The sequence below is a fragment of the Paenibacillus sp. FSL W8-0426 genome (genome assembly GCF_037969725.1).
In the GTDB taxonomy this organism is placed as follows: Bacteria; Bacillota; Bacilli; order Paenibacillales; family Paenibacillaceae; genus Paenibacillus; species Paenibacillus hubeiensis.
In genome coordinates, this window is sequence record NZ_CP150203.1 from 597,457 (window position 1) to 623,661 (window position 26,205).

Here is a 26,205-nt window from a genome sequence, read left to right on the forward strand (position 1 = left end):
TTTTAAGGTATACTGTCGCAGGGGAAGGCAGACCGCAAGGTGTTGCCGTTTCCCCGTGAACCGGCTTGGCTGAAAGCATGCCTTTTCCTTCGTTCGTCTAATTCAAAAGGGGAAAAGCTTGTCCGTCGACCGGGATTTGACATCATTCGAATTCATCAAATTGATTACAGGATAGGAGTTATAACATGAAAAACAGTAACAGCAGACAGCGCCGCATTGTGGTTATGCTGTCTTCCTTCATGATATGTGCGGCACTGCTGACTGCATGTCAGGACAGTTCCGGCACCGATGGCAAGGGGGGCCTGAACGCAGGCGGGGACACCGTGCAGGGAACCGACGGAACGACCGTTCATTTTACCGAGGATCACGGCGGTGATGGACAACCGTCCGCTGGCAACGGCGATGCTTCGGCTGAATCCGGCGGAAACGGCGAGGGGAATTCCTCTGCCGGCGAAGGACAGGCTGCCGAAGGCGGCAGCGGGGGCGGAGAAACCGCAGTCTCAGCTGCCCTGATGGAGAAACGCAGCGTCAGTGCCCTGCAGAATACGATCGACGGGCAATCCGTCGTGACCAATGCCGAAGCGATGACCGTCATCGTTAACAAACAGCGCAGCCTGCCGGAAGGCTATGAACCGAATGATCTGGTCGAACCGAACGTGCCGTTTTCCTTTGACGGACCGCATGAGAAGCGCCATATGCGCAAAGAAGCCGCTGAGGCGCTGGAGCAGCTGTTTGCAGGTGCAAAAGCGGACGACATTGAACTCCGCGCCGTTTCCGGCTATCGTTCGTACGAGCGCCAGGTTTCCATTTACAACAACAACGTCAAAACCAAAGGGGAAGAATATGCTTCCCGCGTCAGCGCCGTGCCTGGACGAAGCGAACATCAGACCGGTCTTGCCATTGACGTATCGAGTCCAAGCGTGGGCAATGTGCTGGAAGAGTCCTTCGGCAAATCGAAGGAAGGCCAGTGGCTGGCCGAACATGCAGCCGAATATGGTTACGTCATCCGTTATCCGGACGGCAAGGAGAGCATTACCGGTTATGTGTACGAGCCTTGGCATATCCGCTATGTCGGCACAGATTTGGCTCCGGATGTCGTCAAAAGCGGCCTGACGCTCGAAGAATACTTCGACGCAGCCAACATCAAGCTCTAATGAGGACTGCGGCCTCAGTGCCGCTACGGAAAAGCGGGCCTGTCCGCTTCTGAACAAAAGCCTTTCGCACAAACGCCATCAAGATGCACTCGGCGTGTGGGCAAGAGGCTTTTTACGTGCTGTTCGGCACATGGACATGCTGCTATAATTGAAACGACAATGGTGAAAAATGACAAATAAGCGAGGGTGACAATATGAGCAGGCAGCAGGTGTTTACGGGGTCCCCATGGGAACCGCTCGTGGGATATTGCAGGGCAATCCGTGTTGGCAACCGCATTGAAGTGGCGGGAACCACCGCCATGCAGGATGGCGTTGTTGTGGGCGCGGGTGATCCTTATGCGCAAACGCGTTTCATTTTGCAGACGATTGAAAAAGCCCTGAAGGAAATTGGTGCCGATCTGTCCCATGTTGTGCGGACCCGCATGTTCGTGACGGACATTTCCCGCTGGGAGGAAATCGGAAAAGCACACGGCGAGTTTTTTGGCCAAATCCAGCCTGTCGCTACGATGGTCGAGGTCAGTGCGCTGATCGATCCATTGCTGATGGTGGAGATTGAAGCGGAAGCCGTCATCGAAGAGAACGAGTAACCTGTCGCAATCCGCCGCAGCCAATATGAATTACGGCTCAAACGATCATTTCCGGCCTCAAGTACGGGGCAGGCGGGATGTACATATCTTTTGCTTCGTTGATTTGAAGCAGGGTGCAAATCAACGCCAAAAACCCTTATTCGTGCATGACGAACATGCTGAATAAGGGTTTTTGGCATCATTTAAACTATAGCTTACTTCGGTTGAATTTCCGCCCCATCGGCTCTATCTGCCGGAGACGGCAATCCGTCGGTCATGCTGGTGCCGTCAGCTTCCGTATCCACGACAAGTTTCCAAGCCGTTCCGATCGGCGGCAGGCTGCGAGTCAGAAGTGGGCTGTAAAATCCGATAATCGCGGCATCCTTGGTCAGCACGTCAGCTTTCAGCGTTTTTCCTTGAGGATCGACAATTTGGGTATCCTCATTGATGTTTAGAATGACGCGGTCCTGTGAGGTCTCAGACAGCCCGATGCCCGAAATTTCGATGCGCGTAACGGCATGGCCCTCACTCGTTACTTGTTCGATTTTGCCCGCGGTACCCAGAACTTCGGAGTTTTCCGATTTGGAATCCATTTGATCAAGTACGGTGATGCGGTAGGTAGGAGTTTGTGGCGGCAGGCTCATGGTCATGATGATTGCATGCTCTGCTTCAATAGTCATGCCGATGGACAGATCGCCCAGCTTCAGTGTTTTGCCATCAGCGGTTTGATACACGGTATCCTCGCCGACGTTGAGTACGATGCCTGACGTGCCAACGCCGCCGATATGAACGGAAGCGTATTTGTCTTTTTGGTTGATGCTTGTAATGACGCCGCGCTCAATGATGGTTTTGGCCTGCTCTTCCGACGTGATGGATACCTGGTTGCCCGTTGTGCTGACTTGCGCTTGCAGCACTTTCTCGGCGAAGGCTGCCGGTATGTACATCTTGCCGTTTGTGATTTCAGGGGCAGTTCCCAAGGTCAACAGCATTTTGTTGTACGAATATTGGTCTTTTCCTGTCGTAACGATCGTCCACATGTTGCCTTTGCTTAATTCGGCGGATTTGTTTTCCTTGTTCCATGTTAGTTCAATGCCGAGCGCATCCGCAAGGTCGCGCAGCGAGATCATGGGGGTTTTTCCGTCTTTCTTCCAGTATCCATCAGCGATGGCGGTATCGTTGACATGGACTTTTACCGGACTCAAGGCCTTGCCCTGACCCTGAACCGTATTCTGAACGATGTCCTGGCTGCTCACGGGGATCGCGTCTGATCCGCTGTTTAATTCAGCCGCATAGGCAGCCCCTCCACCGAGTGCCAGAGAGAGAACCATCAGGGCGCTAACTTTTTTCATGTTGTTGTTCATTGTTGATCATCCCTTTCATTCTTGTATGGACGTTGGCACATTTTATCAATGACCGGTCGTTCATTCTCTCTAGACGGGACTTCTTTGCCGAGTGTTGCACTTATTTATGAGTTTCCAGCGTTAAAGTATGAAGTCGTTACAAAATAGGAGCGATTTGACGTATTTTTGCTTAACATATACGTGAATCGATGGGATATTTTGTGTAAAATAGGAAGCAGTGAGCAGGGTTGATCCATTGACGGTTAGGTTGGGGATATCCGCCTGAACCAATGCAGCTGCCGAGGCTCCATGAATAGAGGTAACTCAATCGAGTTGGCGAAAACGGAGGAGAAGCGAACGATGAGCGATATGCTGGTTGCACTGTATCGATTGCCGGAACAGGACAAGGAGCTTGATGAGTTAAGACAAAAGGGCATCGTCATTCGCAAGCCGCTTGCACCGGAAAAGCAGGTCGTGTTGGATTGGGTGAAGTCGCATTTCAGCCAGGCTTGGGCCGACGAATGCGACGTTTCTTTTTCCCGCCAGCCTGTAGCCTGCTATATTGCGATAGAGCATGGCAAATTGATCGGGTTTGCCTGTTATGAGGCAACCTGCCGCAATTTTTTCGGCCCGACAGGGGTCGGCGAACAAGCGCGGGGACGTGGAGTAGGGAAGGCTTTATTGCTAGCTTGCATGCATGCCATGCGTGCAGAAGGGTATGCCTATGCCGTTATCGGGTCCGCAGGACCAGTGGATTTCTACGCCCGTACCCTTGGTGCCGTTCCGATTGAACATTCGACGCCGGGCATATATGAAGGCATGCTGCGGGCAGACTAGAACAACCTGATTACGGATAAGGGAGGAAGCGCGAGGATGAATACGGGCAAAAGGCTGCATATCGGCATGATTGGCACAGGCTCCATTTCGGATCTTCATCTTAGATACTATGCCCAGAACGAACAGGCCGTGATCTATGCGATCTGCGATCTGAACGAGCAGCGGGCTGCGGCAGCGGCGCAGAAATACGAGGCACAGTCGGTGTACACCGACTACCGTGAAATGTTGAAAGACCCTCATGTGGACGCCGTCAGCATCTGCACATGGAACAATACCCATGCCGATCTTGCCATCGCAGCTTTGGAAGCGGGAAAACATGTCTTGCTGGAAAAGCCGGTTGCCACCACGGTTGTGGATGCGCTGCGCATTCAGGAGGCGGTAAAGAAGAGCGGCTGCACCCTCGTCGTCGGATTCGTCCGGCGTTATGACAACAACATGCAGATGCTGCGCAGATTTGTGGAGGCCGGGGAGTTCGGGGAACTGTACTACGCCAAGGCTTCCCTTCTCCGAAGGCACGGGAATCCGGGAGGCTGGTTTGCCGACAAAAATCGCTCCGGCGGAGGTCCCCTAATCGATCTGGGCGTACATATCATCGACCAATGCTGGTACATGATGGGCAGGCCCAAACCGATATCGGTAAGCGGCAATACGTACCGGAAGCTGGGCAACCGGGCAAACGTAGAGCATCTTTCCTTTTACAAAGCAGCCGATTACAGTTCAGCCGTCAACGACGTGGAGGATATGGCCAACGCGATGATCCGATTCGAGAACGGCGCTTCGCTCGTCGTGGACGTGAGCTTTACGCTCCATGCTCGCAAGGATGAAACCTATGTGAAGCTGTACGGCGAGCGAGGGGGGCTCGAGCTCGAACCGGAGACGCTGATCGTTGCGGAGAAACACAATACGATCCTCAACATCGAACCGCAGACGGATCATTCCGGTCTTCATATTCACAGTGCGTTCCAGAACCAGATCGACCATTTCGTGGATTGCTGTCTGAACGGCACGGAGCCGATCAGCCCCATCGCCGATGGCGTGACTTCCACCAGAATGCTGTGCGGCATTTACGAGTCAGCCGAGAAGGGAAAAGAAATTCGTTTGGACTAAACGCATTCACTTGGAACTATTAGATATAGCCTGGAATCTACTTGTTCATCGGTGACTGTTCATAACCAGGGTCGTCATAGTCTGTATCCTGAAGACGGTCAAGCACATTCATCTCTTCAATGGCCTGACGGGTCGGCAGCGTTCCATGATGATGCAAAAAGGCGTACAGCAGGACTAGTCCATTCGCAAACCGCTCACTTGCATCATCGTGATCAGCCGACTTATAAGGTACGGGAGCGCGTTGCAGCGTGTAGGCATCGTCATTTTCCGCAAGATCCATCAGCTCCTCCAGCCTGGCCAGCTCTTCGTCATCCAGGACGACTTCGAAAGGCGTTGATTCGCTGCGGGACTGTTCGATGAGGTTATGGGTTACCGATACATAATAATGCTTTTTTTCGACCATCCTCGTTCAACCTCCATTCAAAAATGGAAAAAAGACGCTTTCCACTGTTAATAAACAGCGGAAAGCGTCATGAAACGAAATGAGAACGGAAGGGCAACGTCCTGAGCTCATTGTATAGTTTATCTGAAGCGTGCATCCCTTCCGGTAACGGGAACGCTGCGTGTGCCCGCCTCCATGGGGCCGGAGCACAAGGGGCATTCAGGCGGACCCGAGGCTGTTCTGCGCCCGGAGCTGCTGCGGGAGTGAGTGTCCGTCTTCTGCCGCAGCCACGCCTTGCACGTCGGCGAGCTGCATTTCCAGATCGCCACAACTTCCGTGCGTCCGCCGTCGCTTGATGTTCCACTATTTGTGGCGGATGCCGAAATGGAGGACGTGTTCTGCCGGACGCTTGGCGTACTGTAGGCTTTGTGATTGCGTACTTCCCCGCTTCGCCTGCGATCCTTTGGCTCCGGTGTTTCGGCATCGCCGCCGTTGATTTTGCGCCTGTGGATCATATCCCTTTTGCCGGAGTCTGCTCCGGAGCGAGTGGGAGAGGCGGAGCCGTTGCCATAGGATCTATGCGAGGAGCCATAAGCTCCGGAATCCGTGTTTTTGCGTTTGTCCGGCACGGTGATGCCGAACGCCTCCAGCAGAAAACGCGACACATCGGCAGGTTTGCCGTGGTGGCTGGCAGGAGAAGTCACGTACAGGTACTGCTTGGCACGCGTTACGGCTACGTAAGCAAGCCGCCGTTCTTCCTCGATCGCAAGCTCCAGGTCGGCAGCGGTTTGCTGCACGGTGAGGGCGGCCTTTTGATCATCGGGCAAATCTTGCCGGAGGGCCGAGCTATGCGGAATTATGCCTTCACTGGCGCCGATCCAATACACGCAGGGAAATTCGAGCCCTTTGGCACGATGGATCGTCATAAGCTGAACGGCATCGCTGTCCTCGGCCCGGCGCAATGTTTCCATTTCCCTATGCCTGCGGGACAGCTCGTCGGCGAAGCCGATGAATTCTTCGACGGTTTCGAAGCGTTTGGCTGCCGCTTCGAATTCGTCGAGCGTCTCCAGCATCGTTTCCCGGTAATGCGTAAATATGCTGGGGTCTCCGCTCTCCATGTATTTGTCGTAGAATTGGCGCCGCATTTCCTGAACGGCAAAGACCGGTTTCATTTTGCTGAGCGATTTGATCAGCTTGATGCGTTCCTTCACTTGTTCCTGCTGGAAAGGCTTCAGCTTATCCCATTTGGCCAGATGAATCAGCGGATACTTCTTGGCCTGCTGTTGTTCGGAGCGTTGAATCCACTCCAAGCCGGCATCGCGGGATACGTACAGCGGACCGAGCGCGCTGGGGAGTGCTTCCGCCGAACGGGGGTTGAGCGACAACCGCAGGTGATCCATCAGCGGCCGGATCAAGGACTGATCATAGAAGACAGGGGATGCGCCATGTTGAATGAAGGGCACGTCCTTCAATACCAGTTGCTCGAAAACGGCCCGGCTGCTGCTCGCGGTACGGTGAAGAATCGCAATGTCGCGGTAACGGAACATGCCGTCCTCGACCTGGCTGCACAATTGCTCGACGACCCAGGCAGCTTCCTCCTCGGCATTGGAGGGCGTTGCGAAGCGCGGTGCGTCACCGCGATGTCCGGCTGCTCGCAGCGTTTTGTGGCGCCTGCGTTTGTTGCGGGCAACAAGCTCGCTCCCAAGCCCCAGGATGCGCGCATCGCTGCGATAGTTGATGTCCAGCGTCACGATGCGTGCTCCGGGATAGACTTTATCGAACTCCAGAATCGATTCCTGCCTCGCGCCATTAAAGGTATAGATCGTCTGGTCGTCATCGCCGACAACCATCAGGTTGCGATGCGCCGATGCCAGCTTCTGCACGATTTCGTATTGAAGATGATTCGTATCCTGGAATTCGTCGACCATGATGTACTGGAAGCGCCTTTGCAAGGGCTCAAGGACGGCCGGATCGCGGAGCAAGGCGGCGGCACGCAGCAAAATATCGTCGAAATCCATTTTGTTCCGGTCCCGTTTCCATTCCTCGTATCCGATCAGCACACGTTTGGCGTCGCGTTCTTCCTGCGTTTTTTCGGGGAGGTCGGCCGTTGCGGAGCCTTGCATTTTCCAGGCGGACAGCATGGCAAGCAGGCTTTCTGGCTGGAATGCCTCACTCATGCCATATTGGCGCAAAAGCATTTTGATCACGGTGTGCTGGGCTCTTGGTTCGCCGAAGATGTCTTCTTGCGTGCCGTAGTGGCGAAGCAGCGTCAGCGCAAAGGAGTGGAACGTACGGGCCTGCACCGCTCTTGCGGCTGCCGGGCGAATGCCGGGCAAGGAGGCGATGCGGTCCTTCATCTCCGCTGCGGCTTTATTCGTGAACGTCACCAGCAGAATGCTGCCGGCGTGCACGCCGTGAATCGCCATCAGGTAGCCTGCTCTGGCTGCCAGCACCGTCGTTTTGCCGCAGCCGGCACCAGCGAGGGTGAGCAGCGGGCCTTTGTTGTGGCGCACAGCCGAAATTTGCGGCCCGTTGAGCCGGATGCCGGCTTCCTCCAGCGAACGGAAATAGGCTGCATCCGCCTCGTCTGCCCTGACGAGCTGCCTGCTTGTTTCCAGCGGCGCCGAGGGCGATTGCGGCAAGGAAGCAGCGGCGGTAACCCCCAGGGGACGGGGATAAAACGTTGAGTTCGGACTTAACATCATTCATCCACCTCGATATGATTCAGGGATCCGTGAAGATCCCGTTAAAAGTAATCCATTTGCCCTTTTCACAATCCCATTGTAAATTGGTATGATAGGGTTAGCCGCCCGAATGGGCGAACAGACAGGGCCAAAGCTTCATTATACCGAACGTATGGTCCTGACGAAAGCCCCCGATTTCATCCAAGCGGAGGAACGAAGGGCGTGGATGAGGTTTTGCGCAACTTTTCGCCATCACGTCGTATAAGTTATATGTCGGGGCGTGACGTACCTGCTAATGATGAATGGAAATGAATCTATCAAAGGCTTTTCTCGTTGAATCGAGCGATTCAACGTTTGACGGACGGAGGAGGAGATGTCATGAAATTGCTTCAACGTATCAAAAACGGAGCAAACCGCGCTACGGAACGCGCACAGCACGCGGTTGAAATTGGCAAATTGAACAATCAGATTTTGGGCTTGCAGGAGGAACAGAGAGTCCATTTTACAGATATGGGACGTATTTTTTACGAAGGCTACCGGGCGAATGACATGATCAATATCGAGAAGGACATGGTGGAGCTTTCGAATCTGTGCGATGAGCTTCAGGATGAAATCGACGGATTGCGTACCAAAATCGCGGAATTGAAGAACGAACGCTTATGCGAATGCGGTCATGTTGCCTCGCTGGATGCCAATTTTTGTCCGAAATGCGGACGCAAGCTTGGCGAGTTCAAGCCTGCTGCACAACAACAGGCTGATCCAGGATACCCATCTGCGCGCAACGAAGCTGCAGTGTCTCTGAGCAAGGAAAGCCCTGCCCCAGAGAATCCGAAATCGATGCCAGCGGAGGAGGAAGACCCGTACGAAGCGGCCATCCCTTCCATTGCCGATCTGGAGGAAGAGATGGAGTATAACGGCATGGATTTCACCCAAGAGGAGAAGGAAGCTTTCGATGCCGAGTGGGAGCGGCGCCGCGAGGAGGAAATGCAGCGCGAACGCGAGCGCCAGCAGGAATTGGACGAACGGATCAGGTATTGGAAGGAAAACAATCCGATTGTGGGCAACGTTCATGTGCAGAATGAGGTTGCCCGCGAATTGGTGAATTGCCAGATTTGCGCCTCGGAGCTGCCGAAGGGCTCCAAATGGTGCCCGCGCTGCGGAGCAGAACAGATTTGAAGCAGTAGAATGGCTGCTTCACAAAAGAGGAGAGGCAGCACAGGTTGTCGACAGCATGGGGGGACGGGATAATGGACCGACTGCTGCATCATATCCGTCATCTTGGCTTTACCGAGATGGAAGCAAAAATCATGGTGGAACTCGCCAAGCACGGTTCGGCTTCGGGTTATGAGGTTGCGAAACGCCTTGGCGTGTCCCGCTCGAACGTATATGCCGCGTTACAGCGAATGGAGCAGCGGGGCTTTTTGCTCCGCAGCGCCGGCGAGCCGGCCAAATACAGCGTGCTTGAACCCGAGGAACTGACGCGTCTGATCACCGAGCAAATGCGTTCATCGCTCGATTACGTGCAGAGCAGCATGCCTAGACATGAACCGGAACAGCCTGCTTTTTATAATCTCGAAGGTGACCGGAACGTGCTGGATGCGCTAAGCCTTAAGCTGGCCGAGGCGAAACACGAGATCGTGGTGGATCTTTGGTGGGAGGAGGCCGAGCTGCTTCACGTCGAACTCCAGCGCGCCGAAGAGCGGGGCGTACGCGTATTATGGTCTTGCGATGGCGGAGAGGGAGGTATGGAACCGCCTGTCCCGTGGGCATTTGATTCACTGGGTGGCATGAGCAATGGCCGGAGATTCACGCTGGTCGTGGATCGCCGCTGGAGCATGCTTGGCATGCGTGGGGAAGCATGCATGACTCAAGCCGTAGTCACGGCTCATCCGGCCATGACCGGTCTGCTATTGAACCATTTTGCACAGGCATTGGTTCTGTTTGAACTGGAACAGGACATGGGCGGGGAACTCGAGGCGCGATACGGACCGCGTTATGCCGATTTGGCTGCACGTTACTGGGGGGCATTTCCCGAAGGAAATTCGGGAAGCTGATCCATGCGAGATTAGGGGATGCTCTCGCTCAGGTAGGGAGCAGGGCGGAGCATCCGGACAGGTCTTGCGTTTTTCATATTTGAGGCTGCAACGAGGCGCTGCGATCGGCAGCGCCTTGTTGTATTATCGCCTTATGAAACAGGGAGGCTGTCGCACGAAGAAAGTATAACGCCATCCGGTTTCAGGGAACATAAACATCGGAAGTGAAACATATGCTGATCAGGCAAAATGAATTCGTCGAGCCATCAAAGCTCCCTATTTCTTAAGTCTTAAGGACAACCGGGCACATGATGGAGTGCTTCAAGGATCTCGGTATAATACGTGGTTCCATGAGGCACGAAATCGGCTGCGCGCACCTGGCGAATCACCCGCTTGAAGGGGAAAGCACTGCCGGACGCACCTTCATCTGCGACGGAGAGGGGCCCGTGGTCGCCGGAATCCTCGTATTCCGCCTGTATTCCGGTAGCTTTTACGCGGTCTGTCTGACCGCGGAACAAGGCAAGCAGCTCGTTTAAAGGAACTTCATACAGACTGTCCACTTCGCTGGCCTGGAGCGTATAGGCCTCGAGCGGTTGATCGACGCACAGGCCATAAACGGCGCTGATTTCGTTATCGATAAAAGGAACTCCGCGCACTTCGCCTTGCAATTGCTGTTTGACGGTAAGCAGGTAGGTCAGCGCTTCAAACGGAACCGCCACCCCCAGCTCCTCTTCCGGCTCCCGGCTGGCCTCGTGCAATTGCTCGCCGGCGGTGAGATGGCCTGCAGCCGTAATATCGTAACAGCCAGGGAACGTGTCTTTGGTATCACGGCGGCGCTGGAACAACACCATGCGCTGCTTCCCTTCGTCGCGCACGAGCCAGCAGTGGAAGGAGCGATGCCAATATCCTTGGGCATGGACTTCGTGGCGAGGTGCCGTGCCGATCCAATTTTGACGTTCATCGTAAATATCGAAACGTTCTGGGGTCATGAAACGTATCTCCTTATATAACAAGTTTAAAAGTTCAAAATTTCACAAAGTTTGCTTGACGATGAAAGGGGAAGGATTCCATGGAATGCATTGTACACTTTCAAGTGATTTATCCGCAACCTCAGGAGCGCAAAAGCCTGCGCGGCCTCATTTTTGTAGGGCAAGGCCAGGAACCGGCAAACAGCCAGTTGGCGAACATGTTTAAGGATATGGGATTCAACGTACGTTTGGAGGATGAAGAGCAGCTGCTGTTTAAACCGACGGACCCTGGAGCGGATTTCGAATTTATTCGCGTGACAGAACTCGATACAGGGGAAGAAGTATACAAGGAAGACCGTGATCTGAAGGCAATTCTGGAGCATCTCCTGCCACGTCGTTTCTAGAAGCGGGCGGCGTGGTTTTCCGGGGCACCCGTTCTCCGGTATACATATTCAGCAATGTTGAGCAGTATTGACGCAGACAGTAAGCCATAGTAAAAGGCCAAGCCCATACCGACGCTGCATACGCAACGTAGAGGACTTGGCCGGTTTTTTTCCCGCAGGAAACGCGCAGAACCTGTTTTTTAGGCCGGCGATCCGCTTCCTTCCACATCCAGATGGGACGTGCAGTGCGAGCAGCGCGTGGCCGCAATCGGGATTTCGGACAGGCAGTACTTGCATTCCTTGGTCGTTTTCGCGGGTTCGGGTTTCTTCTCTTCTTTACGTTTGAGCAAGTTAATGCCCTTCACCAGCATGAAAATGCAGAATGCCACGATGAGGAAATCGATAAGTACGTTGATGAATTGCCCGTAAGCGATGACCGTAGCTCCTAATTCATTCGCTTGCGCGAGCGTTGTAATGTCCTGACCGTTTGCCGTTTTGATATCAGGGTCCAGGTTAATGATTTTCTGGCTGAAATCGATGCCTCCAAGCAGTTTGCCGACAGGCGGCATAATGATGTCGTTGACGATGGACGTCACGATTTTGCCGAATGCCGCACCGATGATCACACCGACCGCCAGATCGATGACGTTGCCGCGTACGGCAAATTCTTTGAATTCTTTAAGCAAGCCTTTCAATCTCAGTTCCTCTCCTTTGACCGGCAAAATGCTGCCAGTGCTTATTTTCCCCATCCATTTCGCCCCAAAGCGAACTTCCGTTTACATATTGTACAAAAAAATGTCGCTGCCATCATCCTATTTCTACAATTTTAACGGGATTTCCGCAAATTACATGAAAATACTTCTTTATTTCACGGCGCCAATTCGGTATACTTCTAACATTGTCAGTTATGTATACACGTTTATGTTCCTTATGAACATTCAAAAGAATATGCCTTTACTCGTATATGTGCAGGAATAGGCCTGCATGTCTCTACCCGATCACCGGAATGATCGGACTACGGGAAGGAAACGCCGCATCATCGGGGTTGCTGAAACCCTTGGACTGCGAGGACGGAGCTGGGTTATCGGCTGCCGGCCTTCGAGTTCTGGATGATCCGTGCGTTTTGCCGACACGTTTTGACTTTGCGTGTTTGCAACAAGTCCGTCTTCCCGTCTCTGGTCCAATCCGCAGTGAGGAAGGCGGGCTTTTTGTTTTTCCCGTTCTCCCGGTGAAGGGTATGAGGCCGGCCGCACATCGCGAGGGCAATTACAGGGGGAAGCTTGCAAATGAAGTTGTTGAAGGACAAGGTGCGCCAGGAAGGCATTGTGCTGTCCAATCAGGTGCTGAAGGTCGACTCGTTTCTGAACCACCAGATGGACCCGGTGTTGATGAAAGAAGTCGGCAAGGAATTCACCCGCCGTTTTGAAGGGGAAAAGATTACACGGGTCCTGACGATCGAATCGTCCGGAATCGCGCCAGGCATCATGACTGCGCTGGAGTTGAACGTGCCGCTCATTTTTGCACGCAAACAGAAGTCGCTTACGCTGCGCGAGGATATTCTTGTAGAGAAGGTGTACTCCTTCACCAAGCAGGAAACCAATGAAATCACGGTAGCCAAAAAGTTCATGGAACCGGGCGACCGCGTGCTGATCATCGACGATTTTCTTGCCAACGGCGAAGCGGCATTTGGTCTGGCACGGATCGTGGAGCAGGTTGGGGCCGAGGTTGTGGGCATCGGCATCGTGATCGAGAAGGCGTTCCAGCCAGGCGGCCGTTTGCTGAAGGAAGCCGGATACCGCGTGGAGTCGCTGGTTCGCATCGGCGCCCTGTCGGACGGACAGGTCACGTTTGCGGATGAGGAGGGCACGAACTGATATGGCACGCGAACGTATCTTTCAAGGCCACCGTCATCCCATCCAAACGTTCTCGCTGGGGCTCCAGCATGTGCTGGCTATGTATGCAGGGGCCGTGGTGGTGCCGCTCATCGTCAGCAGTGCGCTCGGTTTTACGACAGAGCAGCTCACATACCTGATCGCGATCGACTTGCTTGCTTGCGGCGTGGCTACGCTGCTGCAGGTATGGGGAAACCGCTTCTTCGGCGTCGGGCTGCCCGTCATGCTCGGTTGTGCGTTTCAAGCCGTTTCGCCAATGATCCTGATCGGCATGAAGAGCGGAGTGTCAGCCATCTATGGCGCCATCATTGCCTCCGGATTGTTCGTGGTATTGTTCTCGGGATTGTTCGGCAAACTGATCCGGCTCTTCCCGCCTGTCGTGACGGGTTCAGTAGTAACCATTATCGGACTTACCCTGATTCCGGTCGCATTTAATGACCTGGGCGGCGGTCAGGGAGCCGAGGACTTCGGCAGCGGTACTCATCTGATCCTTGGTTTTGGCGTGCTGGTGTTCATCATCCTGATGACGCGTTTCACGACAGGATTCCTGCGTTCCATTTCCGTATTGGTCGGACTGCTTGCAGGCACGATTGCAGCCGGATTCATGGGCGCGGTCGATTTCGCACCGGTTCGCGAAGCGAGCTGGTTCCATGTCGTGCAGCCGTTTTATTTCGGGAAGCCGACCTTTGAAATCGTTCCGATTCTGACCATGATTCTGGTTTCCATCGTCAGCGTAGCGGAGTCCACGGGTGTGTTTATGGCGCTGGGCAAAATTTTGGACAGAGACCTTGACTCGAAGGATTTGGCGCGCGGTTATCGTGCCGAAGGATTGGCCATCGTGCTCGGCGGTATTTTCAATTCGTTCCCGTATACGACGTATTCGCAAAACGTAGGGCTTGTCCAGATGACCCGCGTCAAAACGCGTGATGTGATCGTTGTTGCCGGCGGATTGCTGGTCGTCATCGGATTCGTACCGAAAATCGCGGCGCTGGCGCAGCTGATTCCAGGTTCGGTTCTGGGCGGGGCGATGGTAGCCTTGTTCGGCATGGTTGTGTCTTCCGGCATCCGTATTTTGGGCACGCAAGTCGATCTGGGCCGTCATGAAAATCTGTTCATCATTGCCTGCTCCGTCGGGATGGGGCTTGGCGTAACGGTCGTTCCGCAATTGTTTGCGGGTGCGCCGGATTGGGCGCAAATCATGCTCGGCAACGGCATCATTGCCGGCAGCTTTACAGCCATTTTCATGAACCTGTTGTTTAATGGACTGGGTACAAAGGAATCTGCAGCCCGGATGGCCGAGAAACAGGCTGAAGGCATTCTTGGAGAAACGGGCAAATCGGCATAATCGTCGGGGAGCCTGATCGGGGAAGCCAAGCTGCATCTTGTTATATATGTTGAATGGTTAACCATGTAAATTCATGTGGTTAATCTCGCAAATGATATACAGCGTAAATCATGAATCTCATGAATGATTTACGCTGTGAATGATTCAGGTCATGAACCGCTTACGTCATGAACCACTACACCGAGAACATCGGCATCGGCTGCCATGTTTTCGGTGTTTTTGTTTTGGCTGGAAAACGTCGGGTCAGGTAATGAGGATGAACGGTTGGGGGCGTGAAATGTTGATATCCGATTTATTATGTTTACTCACCTAAATTAGAAATGACGCATCTGCTTTTCCGCAAAATCGCCGACCCATGGCAGCTTGAGCCATTTTCCCTGCAAGCTGGTGACCACCATGATGAGCCAAACGACCAAGCCCAGCATGGACAACAGCGCAGCCAGGAGCGCACCGAACAGGGGGAGAAAGGCAGACAGGACGTGGCCCACCATAATGATGCCGAACACGGTAACCGATTGCAGCGCATGAAAGAGAACGAACCGGCTCCGTTTCTCCACCGCCAGAAAGATGATGCCGCCTACAAAGGTAAACAGGTAACAGAGCATGGCTGCGATATTTTCATCCAGACCGCTTGACGATTTTCTGGAAGGCATTCCGGCCCAGCCTCCTTTGTCCTTTTTCTATAGGTTATGAGCGAGAGGGACAGAACTGAACCGTGATCTGATTGTTCCGAATAATTCAAGTTGCTGCCTTAGGTCTTTCCCTAGGTCCTTCCTTAAAACGTGAAGAAGCCCGTCTCCCTTTGGATGCAGGCTTCTTAGTATGCTATTCCTTCACCCGCATCGGGTTCGGAATATCCACGTATAACGGCGTTTCGCCCCGCTGATGGAATCGGCTGAGCAGATTGGCTTTCGCCGGAAGCGTGGGTACAGTGAGCAGGTCGCAGACGATGTGTTCCAGCAACGATCCGGGCAGTGCCTGTTCGCGAAGACGCTCCAGCGTTCGGCTTGCAATATGCCAGAAGGGCATCTCCGACTGTCCGGAGTAATAGGCCAAACGTTGTACGACATGGCTGAGATGATTGACGAAAAAATAATACTTCAAACGATGGCGCGCCTGCTCCTCCGAATACAGGACCGGGCTGTCCCTTTGGACGATCGTCCCGATCCAGCCCTGCTGCTCCGCAAGCTCCCGATTCACGCTGATGCCTTCCAGATCGCGCACGATGAAAGAGGACGGTTTGCCATCATGGAGGCGCAGCATCGAATTTTGCACATGCGCTTCCAGGCTGATTCCCGTTTCGGCGTAGAGCCGCAGCATCGGCGCGACGGTCAGCTCCGCATATTCGCGGAACCAGGCCTGCCAATCCGGCTGAAAATTTGTATCGACTTCTCCGCCTGAACCTGCCTGTTTGCTTTCCCGCACGGCGCGGAACAGAAGCGGTTCGCGTTCGCCGGGCAGCACCTCCATCAGCGAAGCGATGACGTAAGGTATGCCTTGGGCACTGCCGACCTCGTCGGGTGCTTCACGCACGATCATGGAAAAGCCGGACATCAGCTGCTCCCGTCTCGTCGGGGAAGAAGCTTGCGGCGGTTCCAGTGTACGATAGCCTTTTTCCAGCAAAATTTGAAAACGCCGGGACTGCCAACGTTCCTTTATACTCGCCACAATGCTCGACGCATCCAGCGTCCGCAGCAGCTGTTCCTCATTGTTCTCGCGAATGAAATTGGTGATCCGAATATGCAGGGAGAGCTTGTAGAAACACCGATCCTTCGGGTTCCACACCGTCCTGACCGATGAAGTGGGAACCACGGCAGGGCCCGTGCTGCCCAAATCGACCAGGTGCCCCTCTGCCAGTAACTTCTGCACCGATTCAAGCGAGCGCAAGTATCCTGCCTGCCAAGGGTGGCAAGGGAGCAATACGTAATGGCTGCGTTCCGACGGAAGAAGACGATGCGCGGCTTCCCTCATTTCGGCAGGGATCCAGGAAGCGTCCGATGCGCCGTCCGCGGGATCAAGCCAGTCTTCGCCGATCCATTCAGGCGCTGCGGCAAAGCAGCTGAGCGGAAATGTTACGCCATATTCCGGCGAATAAGCGAGCGAATCGGCAGAACTGAAGCCTTCAAGGCTTTTTGGCGTCGGATGGAACGGATGTCCGCACAACAAGGCCTGCTCGGCAGCGTTGAAGTCCAGACTGGCCGGAGGCCCGGACACGTAAGCATGCTCAAGATAGGATTCCATATGCTGCAGGCTGTTGGTAACCATCTGCTGCAACTCGATCTTTTGGGCCATGGCATCATGAGATGTTCCTTGTTGAGACAGCGCAATGTCGTCCAGCAGAAGGGCAACGGCTTCCTCAAAAGATAGCGCTTTCCAATCGTCCGGATGTTGTCGTTCAATTTCGGAGGCATACAGGTTTTCCCCATAAACGTGATGCCCGGCCAGCGAGCGGTGAAGCAGCGAACCGTAAACGATCTGTCCGATGGATGGGAGCTTAATGGCCAGCGATATGTTCGGTAGGCGAGAATCTGTGAAGTAAGGATCATGCTGTCCCGTTTCGCGCAAATAGGCGTTCAGTATCCTGCTCAGCATTTCGCGGCGAGCCAGCAGGGAAGGAGAAGGCGAGCCCTCCTCCAACCAAGCATGGCCTTGTAACGGGTCGATGAGTTGCTCTTTGCTCATGGTCAAGTCGTCCTTTCGTGATTTATTGGAGCGGCACCTGCAAGGGGGCTTGTCTTTCGGACACAGGGCTGCGCGGAACGAGGAATAGAGCTGCAACCATGACAAATCCCATGACGAGGTATACCGCCGATATTCCCCAAGCAGCGCCGATCCAAACGCCAAGCGTAGGTCCCGTGAGCTGCCCGACCATCAGCATGCTGTTGGTTGCGCCGATCCGGACGCCGCGGTCCGAGTCGGTTGACGACCGCAGCACGTTCAGCATGACGGTCTGAAGCAGGGCGCTATAGAAAAAGCCCTGCAGGAAGCGAATGGCGATCAGCCATGCCACGCCAAGCGGAAGTGTATGCGCCAGTACGCAAATTCCGCACAACAGAGCTGCCCAACGGAGATTGCGCTCGGGTGCATGCCGGTCGTTCCGCTTGCCCCACCAGGATGCGCCCACGAGTTCGCCGACGGAAGACATGGCCAGCAGCAGTCCGACGACAAGCGCCGCGGTGGACGACGGAATGAGCTCGCGGATGAATGGCGTAAACATCGTGAATGTTGCAAAATCGACCAGCTTGAACACGATTCCGGCAAGTACCAATCTTCTGGCTAACGGATGAAAAACAAGCGAACGGAACGCGTGTAGAATGCCGCCTTTGTCGGGCGGAGCTTTCGCAGCCGATTCTGTGACTGGAACGGATCGTTGAACTGGCGAAGCTGATCCGTCCGCACTTTTATCCGCAGAAAAAGGGATGGAAAGGCTCTTGCCCGGCTTAGCCGCACCTGCAAGCGAAGAGGCGGCCAGCAGGGCGAAGGCCATCGTCAATCCGGCCGTAATGAACAAGAGCGGGCGGCTTCCCCACGTATTGACGCAGATGCTGCCGAGCAGTGGACCGACGAGCAGTCCGGCTGCCGATGCCCGCTCCAGTCTGCCAAGCGCAAACCCTTGCTGCTTGGCGGGCGCATGCGATCCGACGAAGGCGCTGCTGGCATCGGATATGCCCCCGAAGGCCCCTTGGCAGAGACGGAACAAAAAGAATTGGAACGGCGTCTGTGCGATGCCCATCAAGAACATGCTCAGTGCCAGGCCGACAAGGGCGCGAACGACCATCCATTTGCGGCTCCACCGATCCCCGATTTTCCCCCAGAAGGGAGTGAGCAGGGCGTACGAAAGGGCGGGCGCAGATACGGACAGACCGGTCCACATCAGCACTTCCTCGGGGGTTCCCGCGTTCATGTGCTCCATGTAGTACGGAATGAACGGGCTGATTCCCGTCAGTCCTGCACTGGAAAGAAACCGTCCCCCGGAGAGGATGCGAATGCTCTGGTTCCAGGCTTTATGTGGCATCATTTTGCCGTTTCACCCACCCCGATTTTGGAAATTACAAGCAATTGCTGAACAGATTATCAAGAATGATTCTCAATGTCAATGCCGATTTTTGTGAAAAATTCTCTGTCGATTTTTCGGTTGACAGGAAAAAAAAGGGTATGCATAATAGGTCCTGCGTCCAAATGAGACTAATTATCATTATCAAAAACCCTGCATCTGGACGACAAAAAACTGCCCGGAAAGCTGGTGTAAACCTTTGGAACACAGTGTCCTGCAAGTGAAAAATCAGTCGCTCAACGTTGCCGATTCCATCCTGGATTGCATAGGTCAGACTCCACTGGTTCGCTTGAGTTCGCTATTTGGAGCAAAGGGGCCATCCGTCTATGCCAAGCTGGAGATGATGAATCCCGGCGGCAGCATGAAGGACCGTCCCGCAAGGTACATTATCGAGCAAGGGTTAAGGGATGGAACGATCACGCCCCAAACGCATCTCATCGAGAGCACTTCGGGAAATTTGGGAATCGGGTTGGCCCTTGCGGCGAAAAGGTATGGCCTGAAGTTCACCTGCGTCGTAGATCCGAAGATCACGTCAACGAATTTGCGGATGATCACGTATCTTGGCGCCAACGTGGACATGGTGAGCGAAGCCGACGAACACGGCAGCTATCTGCAATCCCGCATCCGCAGAGTCAAAGAACTGGCCAGCCAAGATCCCGCGGGATACTGGATCAACCAATACGCCAATCCGTTGAACTGGAAAGCCCACTACCACGGTGCCGGACAGGAAATCGTGGAACAGTTGAACGGCCGCATCGACGTTTTGGTTTGCGCGGTCAGCACGACGGGCAGCATTCTCGGGATTTCCCGGAGGGTGAAGGAAGCGAATCCGCAGGCCAGAATCGTGGCCGTGGATGCTGTCGGTTCGGTGATTTTCGGTACGCCATCCAAGCCACGGGAACTGCCGGGCATCGGTGCCAACCGGGTGCCGGAGCTGTTCAGTCCTGCCGAAATCGATCAGGTCATTCATGTGGATGACCGCGAATCGGTGCTTGGCTGCCGCAAACTGCTGGAGCGGGAAGGGATTTTTGCCGGCGGGTCCTCGGGTTCTTTGGTTGCCGCACTGGAGAAATTGTTGCCGACCTTGTCGGCGAATGCAAATGTGGTCACCGTTCTGCCGGACCGCGGCGAACGTTATCTGGATACCGTGTATGACGAACAGTGGGTAGGCCAATTGCCGCCAGGTCCGACCGTTTACCATGCAACCAACTAAATCGAACAAGGGAGAGAATGACGATATGAGTACCGTTCAACAGGAACACAGCCTTTTGTATTTAAATAAACAAGACATTATAGATCTCCAAGGGCTGCAATCAGAACCATATGTCAAAGCAGTTACCCGAGCGTTGGAGCTGCATGCCCGCAAAGATACTGTCCAACCGCTCAAGCCATACCTTCGGGTGAACGAAGAGACCGGGCATATCGCCGACCGGATTATCGCAATGCCCGCCTATGTTGGCGGAGATATTGCGATCAGCGGTTTGAAGTGGATCGGCAGCAAACACGACAATCCGCAAAAACGCCAAAAGGAACGTGCAAGCGCTCTTATCATCCTGAACGACCCCGAAAGCAACTATCCGGTTGCCGTGATGGAGGGCAGCATTATTAGCGGCATGCGGACTGCGGCGGTAACGGTGATCGGTGCCAGGCATTTGGCAAAAGAGGGATTCCGCGTCGTCAGCGTGATCGGCTGCGGCGTCATTGCAAAAATGCAGGCGATGTCGCTGCTGGAGCAATTCAGCTCCATTCGTGAGCTGCACTTGTTTGATCTGAATGCCGATACGGCCCGGAGCCTTGCGGACGAGATAAGCTCCCGCTTCGGCGATGTGGATGTACAAGTAGCCGTATCCTCCGAGCAGGCCGTTCGCAAGGCGGAAGTGCTGGTGACGGCAACGGTGGCTTCTGCGCCTCACATTCCTTACGAGTGGCTGTCCAAAGGCACGTTTGTAAGCAACATTTCGATCATGGACCTGCACAAGGACGCGTTTGTTCAGGCAGACAAGGTGGTGGTGGATGATTGGGACCAGTCCAACCGCGAGAAAAAAATCATCAACCAGCTGGTGCTGGAAGGCAGGTTCTCCCGCGAGCAGCTGCACGCCGAGCTCGGCGAGATTCTGATCGGAGCCAAGCCTGGCCGGGAGCATGACGACGAGATTATCGTACTGAACCCGATGGGCATGGCCATCGAGGATATTTCAAGCGCTGCGGAGATGTATGCCCGTGCGGTTGAGCAGGGGAAAGGAACGCGGCTATGGCTGTAAGTCGGCAGGAACCGAACGTAAGCTTTGAACAGCAGCGCGGGCGTATCCATGCCCACGTTCGCGAAATGAAGCAGCGGGGTCATGAACCGGTGTGCGCTTATATCCGGGACGTGAGTGCATTGGTTAGCCATGTACGTCAGCGCGTGCAATCGATGCCGCCGTCCAGCAGGCTGTTCTATGCCATCAAAGCAAACTCGGAAGAACATGTTCTAAGGGCGTTGGCTCCGGTGGTGCATGGCTTCGAGGTTGCATCACTCGGCGAGGTTGCGAAGGTTCGCGAGGTGTCGGCCGATATTCCGATCGTTTTTGGCGGCCCGGGCAAAACCGAAGCCGAACTGACCGGTGCCATCGATTACGGGGTACAGCTCATTCACGCGGAAAGCCTGCATGAGCTGAACAAGCTGAACGATCTCGCAGGAAAACGCGGCGTGACGGTATCCGTGCTGCTGCGCATCAACCTGAAAGGGCCGCTGCCCCAGGCCACGCTGGCGATGGGCGGACGTCCCACCCAGTTCGGCATCGATGAGGACATACTGCCGATCGTGGCGGAGCTGGCCATGGGGATGGAGAATGTCAGGGTGGAAGGATTTCACTTCCACTCGCTCTCCAACAACCTTGCCGCAGACCAGCATGTGAAGCTGGTCGAATATTATTGCCGACTTGCCCGCGAATGGGCCGCGCAATATGGTTTTCCTTTGCGGTATTTGAACGCGGGAGGAGGAATCGGCGTGAACTATGCGGATCTGGAACGACAATTCGAGTGGGAGGCATTCGTAGGGGAACTTGCTCCAATGCTGGACAGGGAATTGCCTCAAGGCACCACGCTGCTGTTTGAGTGCGGCCGCTATCTTACGGCATCCAGCGGTTATTATGCGACAGAAGTGCTGGACGTGAAAAAGAACCATGGGCGGACATATGCCATCGTGCGCGGCGGCACGCATCATTTTCGGCTGCCGGTGTCCTGGCAGCACAGTCACCCGTTCGAGGTGATCCGCGTGGAGGAGTGGCCGCATGAATACGCGCGGCCTGCGGTGTACGGGGAACCATTCACGGTTGTCGGGCAGCTGTGCACGCCGAAGGACGTGCTGGCAAGCGATGTCGTTGCCGGCGAGGTGCGCGTCGGGGACATTCTGCTGTTTCAATATGCCGGTGCTTACGGCTGGGCCATTTCGCATCATGATTTTCTCAGCCATCCCCATCCTGAGCATGTGTATTTGACTTCATCGCCGCAACAAGAGCATCCGCAGGAATCAGGGGAATCTGAGCAGAGCAGGTAGGCAGTGCATGACAAAAATTTGATCAGGGAGGTACCGCGCGCATGAATGGTTTAGCAGCATCGCTCGCCAGGTCCGACGAATGGATTCGGGTACGACGACGGGTTTTCAGGCAGCTTATCGAATCGCTGCTGTACGAGCAAGTGATTCAGGAGCCTGTCATTAAGGGGCAGAAAGAGGAAGAGTACGTGTTGGTAGGGAGGACAGAAAGAGGAGAACCGGTACAATACGCATTCAGGGCTGTTCGCAAAAAAAGCTTTGGCCGGATCCGCTTGTCCGAGCAGCCGATCCTGCGCATCACGCCTGAGGGGAGCGCGGAGGCGGAATCCTTGCCGCGCTTTCTGCTGGAGATGTCCGCCGGAATCGTCGGTACGACAGCAGAATTGCTCTCAAGGTTTGCGTCCGAGCTGGAGCAAACGCTGCTGAAGGACGCTCAAGCGGTTCGCTGGAGGTCAGGGCTGCCTGACCCGGAGACCCCGGACTACGACGAATGGGAGTCAGCCCTGATTGAAGGGCATCCATACCATCCTTGTTATAAATCGAGAATCGGGTTCACGCTGGAGGACAATATGGCGTATGGCCCGGAATTCCGGCCCGAATTCCGAATCGTCTGGTTGGCGATCCGCCGGGAAGCGGTCGTGGTCACGCTCTCGGAAACGCTTGGCACCTACGACGAGTTCGTGCATGAGGAGCTGGGTGAGGGTGAGCTGAAGAGGTTCGGGGAAATCGTACGAGAGACGTTGCCCCACGTCGATGCGAATGACTATGCATACGTACCTGTTCACCCGTGGCAGTGGGAACGGATCATATCGGCAGCCTGTCTGGATCAGCTTCACACTGGAGAGATCGTGTATCTTGGACAAGCCGGGGATATGTACCGTCCCCAGCAATCCATTCGCACGCTGACGAATGTTGCCGATTCGGGCAAGCCTTACGTGAAGCTGCCGATGAACATCGTGAACACGTCTTCGGGCCGCATTTTGGCGCAGCATACGATCATGAATGCGGCGCGCATCTCCGACTGGCTGGGCAGCATCGTGACGCGAGATGTCTTTCTGGGGCAAGAGCTGGGCCTGATCGTGCTGAAGGAAATCGCGGGCATTTCGTACCGCCACCAGAAGCTGCCGGAGCTGCTCGAACGAAACGTGTATGGCTCGCTGGGTGCCATTTGGCGGGAAAGCCTGCATCCTCGGCTCGGGGCGGATGAGACAGCTCTGCCGTTTAATGCGCTGACCCAGCTTGATCGCGAGGGAAAACCGATCATTGCTCCATGGGTGGAGCGTTATGGACTGGAGAGCTGGTCCGCTCAGTTGCTGCGCGTATCAGTAGTGCCGCTGCTTCACCTGCTGTATGCACACGGCGCAGGGCTGGAATCTCATGCGCAGAACATGATCCTCATCTTGAAGCAAGGCTGGCCGACTCGCATTGCGCTTAAAGATTTTCACGACGGCGTCCGCTACTGTCCGTCCTTGCCGCACCCGCTGGGCTATCCAAGCATCGAATATCCGCCAGCCAATCATCACGGGGTGAACCGCAATTCATTCGTGGAGAAGGAAGAGCCCGCCGAAGTGAAAGATTTCCTGCTGGATGCGCTGCTGTTCATCAACCTGACGGAGATTTCGCTTTTCCTGGAGAAGCATTACGGGTTAGGCGAGGAGGCATGGTGGGAAACGCTGGCCGGGATTATTCGGCGTTATCAGGAAAGGTTCCCGGAACTGCGGGAACGGTTCGAGCAATTCGACGTATTTTCGCCCGAGATCGAGATCGAGCAGTTAACCCGGCGGCGCATACACGCAGGTCCAGGAGATTGTGTTCAACGGGCAGCAAATCCGCTGCATGCATACAGGCCTGTACGGCAGAACGAACCTGTTGGAGGAGGGAACGCATGAGTACAGAAGCAGCATGGGAGGATTCGCAGACGAGTATGGGGGATATCAAGCCAAACCCGGAGAGGGCAGAGTCAGAAAGGCAGCTGCGGCAGCAAAGACTTTACTTCGAGGCACTATCCTCCCACCACTACCCAGCTGCCCGCAGGCGCATCTTCAGGCAGCTGGTCGAATCATTGCTTTACGAGAGAATTATCCAAGCAACGTCGACCGAGCAGGCGGATGGGAACACACTATGGACGCTGGAAGGCCGAGGCCTGAATGGGGAGCAAGTGCATTATTTCTGCAAAGGCAAAAGACATCTGACGTTTGGCCGCCTGCGGCTGACGGACGAACCGATCATGAGAGTGATGAAGCAAGGATCATGCCAAGAGCAGAAAGAGGCGGATTCCATCCCGCTTTTCCTGCTTGAAGTCGTCCGGGGAACCGGGGCTGATGAAGCAAAGCTGCTGCATTTTATCCGGGAGCTGGAGCAGACCTTGATCAACGATACGCTGGCTCGCCATGTCCGTTCACTGCGGCAGGCTGATCCCGTGCCGGTACACGATGAAGAGTGGGAGCAGCGGGTCATCGAGGGCCATCCCTATCATCCCAGCTACAAATCACGCATCGGCTTTCGTGTGGCAGATCAGCTGAAGTATGGGCCGGAATTCGGGAATGCCATCAGGCCGTTATGGCTGGCTGTCCGCAAAGAGCGGGTGCGTGTCAGTCGTTCAGCACAAGCACGAGTGATCGGATCTGCTAACAACGGGGAATGGGTACGCGAACAGATTGGGGAAGAGACGTTATCCCGATTTGATCGGTTCCTCCGCGAAAATGGAGCCCATGCCGCCGATGCGTACACGCTGATCCCCGTACATCCCTGGCAATGGGAGTCGGTAATCACCTCCGTATTGGCAGAGGATTTGCGGAATGGATACATCGTCCCGCTGGGGATCGGCGATCACGCATACACGGCACAGCAATCCATTCGTACGCTGGCGAATCGCTCCCGTCCGGATCTGGCTTCGCTGAAGCTGTCGCTCAGCATCATCAACACGTCCACGGGCAGGGTGATCGCGCCGCACACGGTACAGAACGCTCCCCTCATCACGGACTGGCTTCAGGGAATTGCCAGCGAAGACCCTTATCTAAGGGATGAACTGCGCGTCATCATGCTTGGCGAGATAGTCGGGGCCGCATACGATAACAGTCATGTTCCCGACATGCTCCAACCGGATGGTTACGGCGTATTGTCTTGCATCTGGAGGGAGAGCGTGTATGCGCAACTCGGAACGGGTGAATCGGTCTTGCCGTTCAACGCGCTCGCCACGCTGGATGCCGAAGGCTGCCCGGTCATCGAGCCATGGATCGGACGCTATGGCGCAGAAGCATGGTTGAACGATCTGTTGAATGTGTCAGTCCTTCCCCTTATTCACTGGTTGTTCGCCCATGGCATCGCATTGGAATCGCACGCCCAGAATATGCTGCTAATCCACGATGATGGCAAGCCCCTTCGGATTGCCCTGAAGGATTTTCACGACGGCATCCGTTTCAAGACAGATTTGCTGGCAGAGCCCGGTCGCTGCCCGGAACTGGTGGATGTACCGGAATACCACCGCAGAGTGAACGGCAATTCGTTCCTGGTTGCGGAAGAAGCGGAAGCAGTGCGCGATTTCGTGCATGATGCCTTTTTCTTTATCAACCTGGGCGAATTGGCTTTGTTCATGCAAGAGCATTACGGCATTCCAGAGCGGCATTTCTGGAACCGAATTCGCCGAATCATCGAGCAGTACCAGCACCGATTCCCGGAACATCAAGCGAGATACGAGGCGTTTTCTTTGTTCGAGCCGGAGATCGGAGTTGAACAGCTGACGAAACGGAGGATGTATCCGGATGACGAATTGAGAATGCATCAAGTTCCCAACCCGCTCTCTGAACCAAGCAATGTACTCTCTTAAATGCAGCCATTCAAAAAAGTATATGAGATCAACAGATTTTTGCATGGACATAATCCGGAAAAATGGGCTATTGTCTTAATAATGATAATCATTATTAAT

The 26,205-nt window shown here is 54.7% G+C and carries 22 protein-coding genes and 1 riboswitch; of the genes, 14 read left to right on the forward strand and 8 right to left on the reverse strand.

Translation table 11 applies throughout. The features are described from left to right. Positions 1-185: 185 nt before the first annotated feature. Both MKY59_RS02795 and MKY59_RS02800 read left to right on the forward strand, forming a co-directional pair. On the forward strand, positions 186-1,154 hold the full coding sequence (locus tag MKY59_RS02795) for a M15 family metallopeptidase (protein WP_339275874.1): 969 nt from the start codon (positions 186-188) through the stop codon (positions 1,152-1,154). A gap of 194 nt (positions 1,155-1,348) precedes the next feature. After that, complete coding sequence (locus tag MKY59_RS02800) at positions 1,349-1,741, forward strand: RidA family protein (RefSeq protein WP_236417506.1); 393 nt, start codon at positions 1,349-1,351, stop codon at positions 1,739-1,741. A 194-nt stretch (positions 1,742-1,935) separates the two neighbouring features. Here MKY59_RS02800 and MKY59_RS02805 read toward each other — a convergent pair whose 3' ends face one another. Beyond that, positions 1,936-3,081 carry a copper amine oxidase N-terminal domain-containing protein gene (locus tag MKY59_RS02805; RefSeq protein WP_339275876.1) on the reverse strand — a complete coding sequence of 382 codons (1,146 nt, stop codon included), beginning with the start codon at positions 3,079-3,081 and terminating at the stop codon, positions 1,936-1,938. Positions 3,082-3,420: 339 nt separating this feature from the next. Here MKY59_RS02805 and MKY59_RS02810 point away from each other — a divergent pair, with 339 nt between their 5' ends. Next, positions 3,421-3,897 carry a GNAT family N-acetyltransferase gene (locus MKY59_RS02810; RefSeq protein WP_236417504.1) on the forward strand — a complete coding sequence of 159 codons (477 nt, stop codon included), beginning with the start codon at positions 3,421-3,423 and terminating at the stop codon, positions 3,895-3,897. A gap of 36 nt (positions 3,898-3,933) precedes the next feature. Beyond that, on the forward strand, positions 3,934-5,004 hold the full coding sequence (locus MKY59_RS02815) for a Gfo/Idh/MocA family oxidoreductase (protein ID WP_339275878.1): 1,071 nt from the start codon (positions 3,934-3,936) through the stop codon (positions 5,002-5,004). Between the two features lie 37 nt (positions 5,005-5,041). Here the strand turns inward: MKY59_RS02815 and MKY59_RS02820 are convergent, their stop codons facing one another. Both MKY59_RS02820 and MKY59_RS02825 read right to left on the reverse strand, forming a co-directional pair. Beyond that, a complete protein-coding gene (locus MKY59_RS02820; RefSeq protein WP_236417502.1) occupies positions 5,042-5,407 on the reverse strand; it encodes a hypothetical protein in 366 nt (121 codons plus the stop codon). A gap of 119 nt (positions 5,408-5,526) precedes the next feature. Continuing rightward, entirely contained in the window at positions 5,527-8,088 is a 2,562-nt protein-coding gene (locus tag MKY59_RS02825; protein ID WP_339275879.1) for a UvrD-helicase domain-containing protein, read from the reverse strand. 360 nt (positions 8,089-8,448) lie between these two features. Between MKY59_RS02825 and MKY59_RS02830 the strand changes: the two genes are divergently transcribed. Together MKY59_RS02830 and MKY59_RS02835 are read left to right on the forward strand one after the other, a co-directional pair. Beyond that, positions 8,449-9,246, forward strand: coding sequence for a zinc ribbon domain-containing protein (locus MKY59_RS02830; RefSeq protein WP_236417501.1), 798 nt, complete (start codon positions 8,449-8,451; stop codon positions 9,244-9,246). A 71-nt stretch (positions 9,247-9,317) separates the two neighbouring features. Next, positions 9,318-10,124 (forward strand): helix-turn-helix domain-containing protein, encoded by an 807-nt coding sequence (locus MKY59_RS02835; protein WP_339278311.1) that lies wholly within the window; start codon positions 9,318-9,320, stop codon positions 10,122-10,124. A gap of 269 nt (positions 10,125-10,393) precedes the next feature. Here the strand turns inward: MKY59_RS02835 and MKY59_RS02840 are convergent, their stop codons facing one another. Further along, on the reverse strand, positions 10,394-11,092 hold the full coding sequence (locus MKY59_RS02840; protein WP_339275880.1) for an NUDIX hydrolase: 699 nt from the start codon (positions 11,090-11,092) through the stop codon (positions 10,394-10,396). Positions 11,093-11,172: 80 nt separating this feature from the next. Between MKY59_RS02840 and MKY59_RS02845 the strand changes: the two genes are divergently transcribed. Beyond that, positions 11,173-11,475 carry a hypothetical protein gene (locus tag MKY59_RS02845; protein ID WP_339275882.1) on the forward strand — a complete coding sequence of 101 codons (303 nt, stop codon included), beginning with the start codon at positions 11,173-11,175 and terminating at the stop codon, positions 11,473-11,475. Positions 11,476-11,654: 179 nt separating this feature from the next. Here MKY59_RS02845 and mscL read toward each other — a convergent pair whose 3' ends face one another. Further along, complete coding sequence (gene mscL, locus MKY59_RS02850; RefSeq protein WP_339278312.1) at positions 11,655-12,155, reverse strand: large conductance mechanosensitive channel protein MscL; 501 nt, start codon at positions 12,153-12,155, stop codon at positions 11,655-11,657. A gap of 237 nt (positions 12,156-12,392) precedes the next feature. Beyond that, positions 12,393-12,492: riboswitch (purine riboswitch) on the forward strand. Positions 12,493-12,740: 248 nt separating this feature from the next. Here mscL and MKY59_RS02855 point away from each other — a divergent pair. After that, positions 12,741-13,328, forward strand: coding sequence for a xanthine phosphoribosyltransferase (locus MKY59_RS02855; protein WP_236417497.1), 588 nt, complete (start codon positions 12,741-12,743; stop codon positions 13,326-13,328). 1 nt (position 13,329) lies between these two features. Beyond that, positions 13,330-14,691, forward strand: a complete 1,362-nt coding sequence (locus tag MKY59_RS02860; RefSeq protein ID WP_236417496.1) for a nucleobase:cation symporter-2 family protein — start codon at positions 13,330-13,332, stop codon at positions 14,689-14,691. A 314-nt stretch (positions 14,692-15,005) separates the two neighbouring features. On the opposite strand, the gene MKY59_RS02865 is transcribed toward MKY59_RS02860, so the two are convergent. The 3 genes from MKY59_RS02865 to MKY59_RS02875 all read right to left on the reverse strand — a co-directional run bounded on the left by MKY59_RS02865 (position 15,006) and on the right by MKY59_RS02875 (position 18,709). Then, entirely contained in the window at positions 15,006-15,344 is a 339-nt protein-coding gene (locus tag MKY59_RS02865) for a hypothetical protein (RefSeq protein WP_236417495.1), read from the reverse strand. A 172-nt stretch (positions 15,345-15,516) separates the two neighbouring features. Next, positions 15,517-17,373, reverse strand: a complete 1,857-nt coding sequence (locus MKY59_RS02870; RefSeq protein WP_339275884.1) for an IucA/IucC family protein — start codon at positions 17,371-17,373, stop codon at positions 15,517-15,519. Between the two features lie 22 nt (positions 17,374-17,395). Beyond that, positions 17,396-18,709 carry an MFS transporter gene (locus MKY59_RS02875; RefSeq protein WP_339275885.1) on the reverse strand — a complete coding sequence of 438 codons (1,314 nt, stop codon included), beginning with the start codon at positions 18,707-18,709 and terminating at the stop codon, positions 17,396-17,398. 235 nt (positions 18,710-18,944) lie between these two features. Between MKY59_RS02875 and sbnA the strand changes: the two genes are divergently transcribed. The 5 genes from sbnA (at position 18,945) to MKY59_RS02900 (ending at position 26,106) form a co-directional block, all read left to right on the forward strand. Then, a complete protein-coding gene (gene sbnA, locus MKY59_RS02880) occupies positions 18,945-19,958 on the forward strand; it encodes a 2,3-diaminopropionate biosynthesis protein SbnA (RefSeq protein WP_339275887.1) in 1,014 nt (337 codons plus the stop codon). A 25-nt stretch (positions 19,959-19,983) separates the two neighbouring features. Further along, complete coding sequence (sbnB, locus tag MKY59_RS02885) at positions 19,984-21,006, forward strand: 2,3-diaminopropionate biosynthesis protein SbnB (protein WP_339275889.1); 1,023 nt, start codon at positions 19,984-19,986, stop codon at positions 21,004-21,006. A 65-nt stretch (positions 21,007-21,071) separates the two neighbouring features. Beyond that, the gene (locus MKY59_RS02890) at positions 21,072-22,283 is read left to right on the forward strand and encodes a type III PLP-dependent enzyme (RefSeq protein WP_339278313.1); all 1,212 of its coding nucleotides are present in this window, start codon (positions 21,072-21,074) and stop codon (positions 22,281-22,283) included. A gap of 41 nt (positions 22,284-22,324) precedes the next feature. After that, positions 22,325-24,169, forward strand: a complete 1,845-nt coding sequence (locus tag MKY59_RS02895) for an IucA/IucC family protein (protein ID WP_339275890.1) — start codon at positions 22,325-22,327, stop codon at positions 24,167-24,169. Then, the gene (locus MKY59_RS02900; RefSeq protein ID WP_339275892.1) at positions 24,166-26,106 is read left to right on the forward strand and encodes an IucA/IucC family protein; all 1,941 of its coding nucleotides are present in this window, start codon (positions 24,166-24,168) and stop codon (positions 26,104-26,106) included. The genes MKY59_RS02895 and MKY59_RS02900 overlap by 4 nt, the downstream gene beginning before the upstream one ends. Positions 26,107-26,205 lie beyond the last annotated feature (99 nt).

Bases quoted from the DNA above. Each gene is read 5' to 3' on its own strand.
- MKY59_RS02800 (WP_236417506.1), top strand. From the start codon at position 1,349: ATGAGCAGGCAGCAGGTGTTTACGGGGTCCCCATGGGAACCGCTCGTG.
- sbnB (WP_339275889.1), top strand. From the start codon at position 19,984: ATGAGTACCGTTCAACAGGAACACAGCCTTTTGTATTTAAATAAACAA.
- MKY59_RS02835 (WP_339278311.1), top strand. From the start codon at position 9,318: ATGGACCGACTGCTGCATCATATCCGTCATCTTGGCTTTACCGAGATG.
- MKY59_RS02895 (WP_339275890.1), top strand. From the start codon at position 22,325: ATGAATGGTTTAGCAGCATCGCTCGCCAGGTCCGACGAATGGATTCGG.
- MKY59_RS02840 (WP_339275880.1), bottom strand. From the start codon at position 11,092: ATGACCCCAGAACGTTTCGATATTTACGATGAACGTCAAAATTGGATC.
- MKY59_RS02805 (WP_339275876.1), bottom strand. From the start codon at position 3,081: ATGAACAACAACATGAAAAAAGTTAGCGCCCTGATGGTTCTCTCTCTG.
- MKY59_RS02845 (WP_339275882.1), top strand. From the start codon at position 11,173: ATGGAATGCATTGTACACTTTCAAGTGATTTATCCGCAACCTCAGGAG.
- MKY59_RS02900 (WP_339275892.1), top strand. From the start codon at position 24,166: ATGAGTACAGAAGCAGCATGGGAGGATTCGCAGACGAGTATGGGGGAT.
- MKY59_RS02795 (WP_339275874.1), top strand. From the start codon at position 186: ATGAAAAACAGTAACAGCAGACAGCGCCGCATTGTGGTTATGCTGTCT.
- MKY59_RS02860 (WP_236417496.1), top strand. From the start codon at position 13,330: ATGGCACGCGAACGTATCTTTCAAGGCCACCGTCATCCCATCCAAACG.
- MKY59_RS02865 (WP_236417495.1), bottom strand. From the start codon at position 15,344: ATGCCTTCCAGAAAATCGTCAAGCGGTCTGGATGAAAATATCGCAGCC.
- MKY59_RS02855 (WP_236417497.1), top strand. From the start codon at position 12,741: ATGAAGTTGTTGAAGGACAAGGTGCGCCAGGAAGGCATTGTGCTGTCC.
- MKY59_RS02890 (WP_339278313.1), top strand. From the start codon at position 21,072: ATGAAGCAGCGGGGTCATGAACCGGTGTGCGCTTATATCCGGGACGTG.
- MKY59_RS02870 (WP_339275884.1), bottom strand. From the start codon at position 17,373: ATGAGCAAAGAGCAACTCATCGACCCGTTACAAGGCCATGCTTGGTTG.
- MKY59_RS02815 (WP_339275878.1), top strand. From the start codon at position 3,934: ATGAATACGGGCAAAAGGCTGCATATCGGCATGATTGGCACAGGCTCC.
- MKY59_RS02830 (WP_236417501.1), top strand. From the start codon at position 8,449: ATGAAATTGCTTCAACGTATCAAAAACGGAGCAAACCGCGCTACGGAA.
- MKY59_RS02875 (WP_339275885.1), bottom strand. From the start codon at position 18,709: ATGATGCCACATAAAGCCTGGAACCAGAGCATTCGCATCCTCTCCGGG.
- MKY59_RS02820 (WP_236417502.1), bottom strand. From the start codon at position 5,407: ATGGTCGAAAAAAAGCATTATTATGTATCGGTAACCCATAACCTCATC.
- MKY59_RS02825 (WP_339275879.1), bottom strand. From the start codon at position 8,088: ATGTTAAGTCCGAACTCAACGTTTTATCCCCGTCCCCTGGGGGTTACC.
- MKY59_RS02810 (WP_236417504.1), top strand. From the start codon at position 3,421: ATGAGCGATATGCTGGTTGCACTGTATCGATTGCCGGAACAGGACAAG.